This window comes from uncultured Porphyromonas sp. (assembly GCF_900541275.1).
Taxonomy (GTDB): domain Bacteria; phylum Bacteroidota; class Bacteroidia; order Bacteroidales; family Porphyromonadaceae; genus Porphyromonas_A.
This window is the reverse complement of sequence record NZ_UQJH01000004.1, coordinates 118305-127506: the sequence shown is the minus strand read 5'-3', so window position 1 is coordinate 127506 and position 9202 is coordinate 118305. Positions and strand designations below refer to the sequence as shown.

9 protein-coding genes are annotated in these 9202 nt (G+C 59.7%); 2 read left to right on the top strand and 7 right to left on the bottom strand.

The genetic code is table 11. The features are described from left to right. Positions 1 to 254 precede the first annotated feature (254 nt). On the top strand, positions 255 to 1067 hold the full coding sequence (gene panB / locus QZR17_RS04055) for a 3-methyl-2-oxobutanoate hydroxymethyltransferase (protein WP_297127937.1): 813 nt from the start codon (positions 255 to 257) through the stop codon (positions 1065 to 1067). Positions 1068 to 1088: 21 nt separating this feature from the next. Further along, the gene (locus QZR17_RS04050; protein WP_297127933.1) at positions 1089 to 1952 is read left to right on the top strand and encodes a neutral zinc metallopeptidase; all 864 of its coding nucleotides are present in this window, start codon (positions 1089 to 1091) and stop codon (positions 1950 to 1952) included. Between the two features lie 11 nt (positions 1953 to 1963). Here QZR17_RS04050 and QZR17_RS04045 read toward each other — a convergent pair whose 3' ends face one another. The 7 genes from QZR17_RS04045 to serS form a co-directional block, all read right to left on the bottom strand. Next, entirely contained in the window at positions 1964 to 2551 is a 588-nt protein-coding gene (locus tag QZR17_RS04045; RefSeq protein ID WP_297127930.1) for a YqiA/YcfP family alpha/beta fold hydrolase, read from the bottom strand. Between the two features lie 100 nt (positions 2552 to 2651). After that, the gene (gene tnpA, locus QZR17_RS04040) at positions 2652 to 3116 is read right to left on the bottom strand and encodes an IS200/IS605 family transposase (RefSeq protein WP_296158603.1); all 465 of its coding nucleotides are present in this window, start codon (positions 3114 to 3116) and stop codon (positions 2652 to 2654) included. Positions 3117 to 4439: 1323 nt separating this feature from the next. After that, positions 4440 to 5072, bottom strand: a complete 633-nt coding sequence (gene recR, locus QZR17_RS04035; protein WP_297127926.1) for a recombination mediator RecR — start codon at positions 5070 to 5072, stop codon at positions 4440 to 4442. After that, positions 5069 to 5818, bottom strand: a complete 750-nt coding sequence (gene lptB / locus QZR17_RS04030; protein WP_297127923.1) for an LPS export ABC transporter ATP-binding protein — start codon at positions 5816 to 5818, stop codon at positions 5069 to 5071. The genes recR and lptB overlap by 4 nt, the downstream gene beginning before the upstream one ends. Before the next feature lie 6 nt (positions 5819 to 5824). Further along, complete coding sequence (locus QZR17_RS04025) at positions 5825 to 6382, bottom strand: HD domain-containing protein (protein WP_297127920.1); 558 nt, start codon at positions 6380 to 6382, stop codon at positions 5825 to 5827. Positions 6383 to 6388: 6 nt separating this feature from the next. After that, positions 6389 to 7189 (bottom strand): DUF3108 domain-containing protein, encoded by an 801-nt coding sequence (locus QZR17_RS04020; RefSeq protein WP_297127917.1) that lies wholly within the window; start codon positions 7187 to 7189, stop codon positions 6389 to 6391. A 13-nt stretch (positions 7190 to 7202) separates the two neighbouring features. Continuing rightward, positions 7203 to 8495, bottom strand: coding sequence for a serine--tRNA ligase (gene serS, locus QZR17_RS04015; RefSeq protein WP_297127915.1), 1293 nt, complete (start codon positions 8493 to 8495; stop codon positions 7203 to 7205). Positions 8496 to 9202 lie beyond the last annotated feature (707 nt).

Below are 9202 nucleotides of genomic sequence, written 5' to 3'. Positions count from 1 at the left end.
GTGTACACTCTCAGGTCTTAATCCAATGACCGGTATACAGTCCTAGTAATATTCAATCAACTGTGTACTTTTTCCAGGAATCGCATAGAATGGGCCCAAATTCTTTTACCGGTATTAGAGATCTCTAATATCGGTATTAGACAACTCTAATATCGGTATTAGAGAAAACTAATATCGGTATTAGATCGGGGCGAGAATCTGTCTCGGGAGAATGGGGTACCTTTGTGAGAGAGAAATCAATCGACAATCAAGATATGACTGAGAAAACCGAGCGTAAGAAGATCACCGCAAGAGACTTTGCGGAGCTGAAGGGGCAACGGAAGCTTGCCTGCGTCACCTGCTACGACTATACCTCCGCCCTCCTCGTGGACAGGAGCCGGATCGATGCGATACTCGTGGGCGACTCGGCATCCAATACGATGGCGGGTCACCCGACGACGCTGCCGATCACGCTGGATCAGATGATCTACCACGTGCAGTGCGTGACACGTGCGGTGCGCCACTGCTTTGTGATGGGAGATATGCCCTTCGGCACCGTGCATGGGGACCCCTATGTCGCTCTGCAGAACGCCATCCGGATGATGAAGGAGGGTGGCTGTGATGCGGTGAAGGTGGAGGGCGGTCGTGAGGTCCGCGCCTCTCTGGAGATGATCCTCGGGGCAAATATCCCTGTGGTGGGGCACCTGGGGCTGACGCCTCAGTCGATCCACCGCCTCGGCGGCTATGGCCTGCAGGCGAGGGAGGAGGCGGCCGCCGAGCGACTGATGGAGGATGCGCGGATGCTGGATGAGATCGGCGTCACGGCGATCACGCTGGAGAAGATCCCCGCCGCCCTCGCCAAGCGGGTGACGGAGGCGGTCTCGGTGCCGACGATCGGCATAGGTGCCGGCCCGGATACCGATGCGCAGATCTTAGTGATGCAGGATATGCTGGGGATGACTGAGGGCTTCAGGCCGAAGTTCCTCCGCCGCTTCGGTGAGGTGGGGGAGGCGATGGTGCGCGCCTTTGACGACTATGCCGCCGCCGTGGCGGAGGGGTCGTTTCCCAATGAGACCGAGAGCTATTAATTTTCTATCAGAAAAAAAGATATGAGACTGGACGGAAGACAACAGAGCGGTAACGTAGAGGACCGGCGTGGTAGGCGGGTCAAGGGTGCCAGCATGGGCATCGGGGGGCTGATCGTCGTCGGGCTGATCACCTGGCTGATGGGGGGTAATCCCCTCGACGTGCTTCGGCAGGGCGGTGGCGCGATCGTCACGCAGCAGACGGCTCAGGAGGAGCCGTACACCCCGACGGCCGAGGAGGAGGAGATGGCCACCTTTGCCAAGGTGATCCTCAAGGGGACGGAGGATGCCTGGACGGAGATCTTTGCGAAGTATGGCAAGACCTACACGCCACCGCGGATGGTACTCTATACCGATGCGGTGCAGAGTGGCTGCGGTGGGGCGTCGTCGCAGGTGGGTCCCTTCTACTGCTCGGCAGACCAGACCTTGTATATAGATCTCTCCTTCTTTAACCAGATGAAGACGCAGCTCGGCGCCGGAGGGGACTTTGCCTACGCCTACGTGATCGCGCACGAGGTGGGGCACCATGTGCAGAACCTCCTCGGGACGCTCGATAAGGCGCATGCGCGGATGGCGCAGGTGAGCAAGACGGAGGCGAATGCGATCAGCGTGCGGCTGGAGCTGCAGGCGGACTACTACGCCGGTATGTGGGCGCACTACGATGATGCGCGCTTCGGTTCGCTCGAGCCGGGCGACATCGAGGAGGGGATCAATGCGGCGCACGCCATCGGGGATGACAAGCTGCAGATGGAGGCCCAGGGGTACGTGGTGCCGGATGCCTTCAATCACGGCACCTCGAAGCAGCGTATGGCGTGGCTCAACAAGGGCTACCGCGAGGGGACGCTGGAGGGAGGCGATACCTTTAGCCTGCCCGATCCCTCGATCTGATAGTCGGGGGACTATCTAAAGGAGCGAACCACCGGGGCGAGGACCTCGCTGACGACGCGGTCGGTCATCCGGTGCTCGCCGTCAAAGGAGGCGGTGCAGGCGGTGCCGTAGTGCTGCTCAAAGTCGCTCCTGCAGTCGACGGTGGTGTCTCGGGTGCCGAAGAAGCCGAGGACCGGCTCCGCTCGGCCATCCCGGTCTCGCAGGTGGTCCCACTGCCGCTGCTCCGCCTCGCGGAAGTGGCGGATGATCTCGTCGGTGATCTCAAAGGTGGTCTCCCCATTGAGCCTCGGCTGGAGGTAGTGGTACCGCCCGACGTGGAGGATCTCGGGCATCTCGGAGAGGTGGAGGGCGGGATTGACCGCTATGCGGCGGTAGCCGACCATCTGGTGGGCGTAGAAGGCACCGAGGCTGGTGCCGAGGATGACGTCCGGACGGAGCTCGGCGCAGAGGGCGCGGAGGAAGGAGAGCGCCTCGAAGGGGTCCTGCGGGATGTCGGGTGCCTCCACGCGCCAGTCGGGGAGGCTCCGGCGGAAGCGCCCAACGGTGGCGGTGCCGGCGCCGGACTGAAAGCCGTGGAAGTAGATCAGTGTCTTCGTCATCAGAGTAGTGGGGTCATGTAGAGCGGCAGGAAGGTGATCCCCTCCTCGCTGATCCGCAGGTCCTCCGGGTGGATGACGTACGGGGTCGCTAAGTGTTGTTTCATTGCTTTTCAGCTAGTACGGTCTCGTCTTTTGAGATCCCTTTCATTATCGCATCCCATTCGTCATCAAAGGACATGGAGCAGTGGTGTAGCTCCTGGTCTTGGATGTAGTGATAGCAACTATCCACTTGCGACCTACCTAAGCTCTGTACGTAGTACCCGGATTGCCACTTAAATCTTCCGCCAAAGCCATAGATTTGATTTAGTACTTTGTTTGTAGACTTTTTTAGCTCGCGTACAAAGTCAGACATCAGGAATGAGGGGCTGCTCACGTGGATAAGCATATGTATGTGATCGGGCATCCCATTGACGATGATTAGATGAGCATGGTTGTTTTTGACAAAAGCAACCATATACCTGAGGATATTTGTCTTGTGATCTCCCTCAAGAAATCTCTGTCGGTCTTTGGTGGAGAAGACAATGTGGTAGAATGCTGAGAAGTAGGTGTTGCGATTGTGCTCCATAAAAGTCTTGTTTTCCCAAAGGTAACCATTTTTGCAGCTTATAGGTAGGATACGATGTTGGCGAGCACGCCGTCGTGGGGGCATTGCCGCATCCGAAGGATGCCCGTTCCTTAGGCATCGGTCGAGCCACGTAGTGGCGACCGATGTAAAGGGATTGGTTTGGACAGTTCGACCCCTTGCGGGTCGCCGGGAGGGGATGTCTGCTCGGCGACCCGCAAGGGGTCGAGGGATTAGGGTATGTCTCTGTACATCGGTCACCGCTTCGCGGATGACCGATGCCTATGGAGCGAGCACCCTGGCGGGTGCAGCTCGCCGACCTACTATGGGTTATCGGTTAGAGATGCGAATCATACCAGGGAATATCAGTATTCCGGCATCCGAAGGATGCCCGTTCCCTAGGCATCGGTCGAGCCACGTAGTGGCGACGACCGATGTAAAGGGATTGGTTTGGACAGTTCGACCCCTTGCGGGTCGCCGGGAGGGGATGTCTGCTCGGCGACCCGCAAGGGGTCGAGGGATTAGGGTATGTTTCTGTACATCGGTCACCGCTTCGCGGATGACCGATGCCTATGGAGCGAGCACCCTGGCGGGTGCAGCTCGCCGACCTACTATGGGTTATCGGTTAGAGATGCGAATCATACCAGGGAATATCAGTATTCCGGCATCCGAAGGATGCCCGTTCCCTAGGCATCGGTCGAGCCACGTAGTGGCGACGACCGATGTAAAGGGATTGGTTTGGACAGTTCGACCCCTTGCGGGTCGCCGGGAGGGGATGTCTGCTCGGCGACCCGCAAGGGGTCGAGGAATTAAGGTGTGCCTCTGTACATCGGTCACCGCTTCGAGGATGACCGATGCCTATGGAGCGAGCACCCTGGCGGGTGCTGTCTCTGGGGGCTCGCATTCCTATTTTCTACACCAAATGCAGATTATCGGGAGGGGTGAATCGGGAGGGGTGAATCTACACCAAATGCAGATTATCGGAAGGCTGTCCGACAGGGGACCCCGGTAGGGGTCCTTTCCGCATAGCCCGCGGTCGAGGCACGAAGTGCCGATGACCCCGGGTCACCTGCGGTACGCCTTATATATACGACCCCGATAGGGTGTCGCTCCCTTCAGAAGCTCTCTATGACGAGCGACGCCCTATCGGGGTCGAGGGGGTAAAAGAGGTCTATGCTTACCCGGGGTCGTCGGGGCTGCGCCCCTCCGACACCCGGGCTATGAACAACGCACCCCTGCCGGGGTGCAGCCCACAGGTCGGACAAGTCGGACGAGTCGGACAAGTCGGACGTTTTGCCCAAATACAGATTATCGGGAGGGGAGGGCTTAGTCCCGGAGGGTGGAGGAGAAGGGGATCCGGTTCTCTATCGAGCGGCCGAGGGTGAGCTGGTCGGCGTACTCGAGGTCGTCACCGACGGAGACACCGCGGGAGAGGGTGCTGATACTGAGGTCGGGGATCTCCTTGAGTAGGCGGTAGATGTAGAAATTGGTCGTGTCGCCCTCCATGGTGGTGCTGAGGGCGAGGAGGATCTCCCTCACCCCCTCGTCCTGTACCCGCTGAGGCAGGTCGGCAAGGAAGAGGTCGTCGGGACCGATACCGTCGATGGGCGAGATGAGCCCGCCGAGGACGTGGTACCGCCCGTGGTACCGCCCGGTCTGCTCTATCGCCAGCACCTCACGCACGCTCTCGACGACGCAGACGAGCTGCGGGTCGCGCTGCGGGTCGCTGCAGATGGCGCAGAGCTCCTCATCACAGATATTGTGGCACTCGCTGCAGTAGTGGATGCCGTCGACGAAGTCCCGGAGGTCATCGGTAAGCCCGTGAGTGAAGCTCTTGTCCTCCCTCAGGAGGAAGAGTGCCAGCCGTAGGGCGCTCTTGCTGCCGACACCGGGGAGCCCGCCGAGCGCCCGGACGGCTCGGTCGAGGAGAGGAGAGAATTGTCTCAGGTCCTGTCTCATGCATCGATCCCGGCAAAGGTGCGCCGGCGGAGCTCGAAGTCGGTCCCGAGGTATTTCTCCCGGACGATCTCATTGGCCGCCAGCTCCTCCGCCGTCCCCTGGAAGAGGATCTTTCCCTCAAAGAGGAGGTAGGCTCTGTCGGTGATGGAGAGGGTCTCATTCACATTATGGTCGGTGATCAGCACACCGATATTGAGGCGCTTGAGTCGGGCGACGATGGACTGGATGTCCTGCACGGCGATCGGGTCGACGCCGGCAAAGGGCTCATCGAGCATGATGAACTTAGGGTCGATGGCGAGGCAGCGCGCGATCTCCGTCCGTCGGCGCTCTCCGCCGGAGAGGCGGTCGCCCTGGTTGGTCCGCACCTTCTCGAGACCAAATTCGCTGATCAGCGACTCGAGCTTCTCGTGCTGCTGCTCCTTAGTGAGCTTGGTCATCTCGAGCACGGAGAGGATATTGTCCTCCACGCTCATCTTGCGGAAGACGGACTCCTCCTGCGCGAGGTAGCTGATCCCTCGGTGCGCCCGCTTGTAGATCGGCTCTCGCGTGATGTCCTCATCATCGAGGTAGATCCGCCCGTTATTGGGCACCACCAGCCCCACCGTCATGTAGAAGGTGGTGGTCTTCCCGGCACCATTGGGACCGAGTAGCCCGACGATCTCTCCCTGAGAGACGTTGATGGAGACGTGGTTGACTACCGTGCGGCTCTTGTATTTCTTGACGAGGTCTTCAGTCCGTAGATTCATGTGACGTTATAGGAAAAGGGTACACCAGGCATCGAAGCGGTCGAGATTGTCCTGCCCGTAGCCGCGCTGCTTCTCGCGGAGGCTCTCGACGCTCTTCTCGACGGTCAGCTTCTCCACATTCCCCTTGGAGTAAAAGCAGTCGGCAAAGCAGATGATCTGCTCCTCGAGCGTGATCGGCACCATCTCCCGGTGCGGCATCTCGTAGCCCTCCCGTAGGATCTCCTCCAGCGTCACGCCGGTGCCGGTATGCCGCTCGCAGACGAGAGCGTGACGGGGCAGCCCCTCCTTGCGGAGGAGGTCGGCACCGAGGGCGCCGTGCATCAGGTAAGGCTCGGTGCCGTGACAGTCTATGCTCGGCGCATCGGTGAGGAAGATGCCGATGTCGTGGAGCATCGCCGCCTCGGCGACGAAGTCACGATCTAAGTGCCACTCGGGATGGCGATCGACGATGTCCAGCGCCTTTGCCGTCACCCGCTCGCTGTGGATCGTCAGGATGCGGTACGCCTCCGACGCAGGGTCGTAGTACTTGCGGATCAGCTCGAGAGGGTCAACACGCTTAGTCATAGGGGGTTACTTATCCGATACGAGACGGCAGTCTACGGAGCCGATCGCCAGCTCGGCGCGGGCAAAGATCGGCAGCCGCTTGGCATCCCGGGTGATGTAGAGCCGTAGCGTGTCCCGGTTTTTCTTAAATCCCGGGTCGCCGATGTCGAAGCTCACCTCCATCGTGCTGACTGACTTGCCCTGATACTTCCGCATCTTGTATCCGATGAAGGTGAAGCGCCCCTCTGTCAGCTCCTTGCCGAGCGGGATGATGAAGCTCTGCCCACTCGTGGCGGCTGTCAGCTCGTCCTCAGGGATCGCGCGCACATAGGCGACCATGGAGAGTAGGTCGAGCACCGCGGCACTCGTCGCATCAATGCGGCTGTCACGCGACTCCCGCAGGGTGCCGTCATCGTGGTACTGTCTCGCACTGGTGAAGGCGGTCTTGGGGGTAAATCGGTAGGTCACCTCGTCCCGCATGCGGTACTTATTCTCATCGATCCCCTTGTAGAAGCGCTGCGGCAGTCGGTCGGCGCCGTACCAGGTCTGCATCGTGTCTCGCATGGGGAAGAAGGTCTCGACAGCGTTCTTCGTGCGAAGCAGGAGCCGCGTGGTGCAGCCTCCGCCCCGCGTGGGCGTGGTGGTGAGGGTGGCTGTGCCTACGCTGCCCTTGACGAAGGCAACGGAGTAGGAGAGGTCAAAGGTGAGCGTCTCTGTACCCGCCAGCATGGGCGACGACTTGAGACGTGCGGTGGGACCCTGCGCCACCGCCACCCCTGAGAGGAGCGTAAGGAGCAGGGTGAGGGTGTATGATAGTATGGGACGCATCCGTCGCTCTCCTTCACTTGCCCGCAGCAGGTGCCGGGATGATGTCAAATCCGGTGTAGGGGCGCAGCGCCTCGGGGATGACGATGCCCTCAGGCGTCTGGTTATTCTCCAGCAGTGCGGCCACGATGCGGGGCAGGGCGAGGGCACTGCCATTGAGCGTGTGGACGAGGTGCATCTTGCCGTCCTCGCCCTTGAAGCGACACTTCAGGCGATTGGCCTGGAAGCTCTCGAAATTCGATACCGAGCTCACCTCCAGCCAGCGCTCCTGTGCAGCGGAGAAGACCTCGAAGTCAAAGGTCAGTGCTGACGTGAAGCTGATGTCTCCACCACAGAGCCGGACGATGCGGTACGGCAGCTCCAGCTTGCTGACCAGCGTCTCCACGTAGCGGACCATCTGATCCAGTGCCTCATAGGAGCGGTCGGGATGCTCGATGCGAACCAGCTCCACCTTGTTAAACTGGTGCAGGCGGTTGAGCCCCCTCACGTCCTTGCCGTAGCTCCCTGCCTCGCGACGGAAGCAGGCGGAGTAGGCGCACATGCGGATCGGCAGGCTCTTCTCCTCGACGATCTCGTCGCGGAAGATATTGGTCACCGGCACCTCTGCCGTCGGGATGAGGTAAAAGTCGTCCACCTCGCAGTGGTACATCTGCCCCTCCTTATCAGGGATCTGCCCGGTGCCGAAGCCGGATGCTTCATTGACGACAAAGGGGGGCTCGATCTCGAGATAACCCGCCTCGCGCGCGCTGTCCATAAAGAAGCAGATCAGCGCCCTCTGCAGTCTTGTGCCGTAGCCGGTGTAGACGGGGAAGCCCGCACCGGTGATCTTCACGCCCAGCTCAAAGTCGATCAGGCCATACTCATTGGCGAGCTCCCAGTGAGGCTTCTTGTGGTCCGGGTGGAGGTCCGGCATCTCACCACCTTGCCTCTCAATGACATTGTCGTCGGCCGACTTACCGGCGGGGACAGTCTCCGAGGGGGCATTGGGCAGGAGGACGATCGTATCGACCTGCTGCTGCTCCAGCTCCCGCTTGCGGTCAGTTAGCTCCTTGGAGCGGTCCTTGAGGCTGCTCACTCTCTCCTTGATCGTCTCAGCCTCGTCGCGCTTGCCATCGCGCATCAGTCCCCCGATCTCGCGGGAGAGCGTATTGATCTCGGCATTGGTCTCGTCGAGCTCGCTCTGGGTCTGCCGGCGCTCCTCGTCGAGGGCGCGCACCTTGTCGATGATCGGCTCCGGGTCGACATTCTTGATCTTCAGTCTCCGGATCGCCTCATCGGTATGCTCCAGTAGGAATTCAGTCGTTAACATCTCGGATCTGTACTCTACTTATTGTTTCGTGATTGCTTGAAGTATGTAACATACAAAGGTACCGAATTAATTCAGTACCCGGATAAAAGAAAAAGGGCTCAGAAATGAGGATCGATCTAATATCGGTAGTAGGTCATCCCCATCGGTCTACCTCTTTTTCTTGCTGAGGAGGATCGACCCGATGACGAGTGCGAGCGGGATGGTGATCATCGCCACCACCGCTTCGGTAAATGATAGTTGCTTGTCTTTCATATCCGTGTATCGCGGTAAATAGTAGTCGGCTTGTGACAGCTCAAAGATACCGCTTTTCTCTCATTGCCCTGAAGGACAGGGGAGCCATCGATGGGCCCCAGCCTTTGAGAGGCTCTATCGGACGAGTCGGACAAGTCGGACGTTTTGTCCAAATACACTAAGCTCTGACAGTTATATCGGCATCCGCAAGGATGCCCGTTCCATAGGCATCGGTCAAGGCACGAAGTGCCGACGACCGATGTATAAGCGTACATATTGTGTCTCGACCCTTTACGGGTCGCCGGGAAGGGGGGGCTGCTCGACGCCCTATCGGGGTCGAGAGGGTAGGGGAGGGGGTACATCGGTCACCGCTTCGCGGATGACCGATGCCTAAGGAGCGAGCACCCTTCGGGTGCCTCACGGACAAGTCTCACTTGGTATATGATTGCCCTATAGCTCAAGTGCGCCACCCTATT

Coding starts and splice junctions, on each gene's coding strand:
- QZR17_RS04020 (WP_297127917.1), bottom strand. CDS start 7,189: ATGCGTCCCATACTATCATACACCCTCACCCTGCTCCTTACGCTCCTC.
- lptB (WP_297127923.1), bottom strand. CDS start 5,818: ATGAATCTACGGACTGAAGACCTCGTCAAGAAATACAAGAGCCGCACG.
- recR (WP_297127926.1), bottom strand. CDS start 5,072: ATGAGACAGGACCTGAGACAATTCTCTCCTCTCCTCGACCGAGCCGTC.
- QZR17_RS04050 (WP_297127933.1), top strand. CDS start 1,089: ATGAGACTGGACGGAAGACAACAGAGCGGTAACGTAGAGGACCGGCGT.
- QZR17_RS04045 (WP_297127930.1), bottom strand. CDS start 2,551: ATGACGAAGACACTGATCTACTTCCACGGCTTTCAGTCCGGCGCCGGC.
- serS (WP_297127915.1), bottom strand. CDS start 8,495: ATGTTAACGACTGAATTCCTACTGGAGCATACCGATGAGGCGATCCGG.
- QZR17_RS04025 (WP_297127920.1), bottom strand. CDS start 6,382: ATGACTAAGCGTGTTGACCCTCTCGAGCTGATCCGCAAGTACTACGAC.
- tnpA (WP_296158603.1), bottom strand. CDS start 3,116: ATGGAGCACAATCGCAACACCTACTTCTCAGCATTCTACCACATTGTC.
- panB (WP_297127937.1), top strand. CDS start 255: ATGACTGAGAAAACCGAGCGTAAGAAGATCACCGCAAGAGACTTTGCG.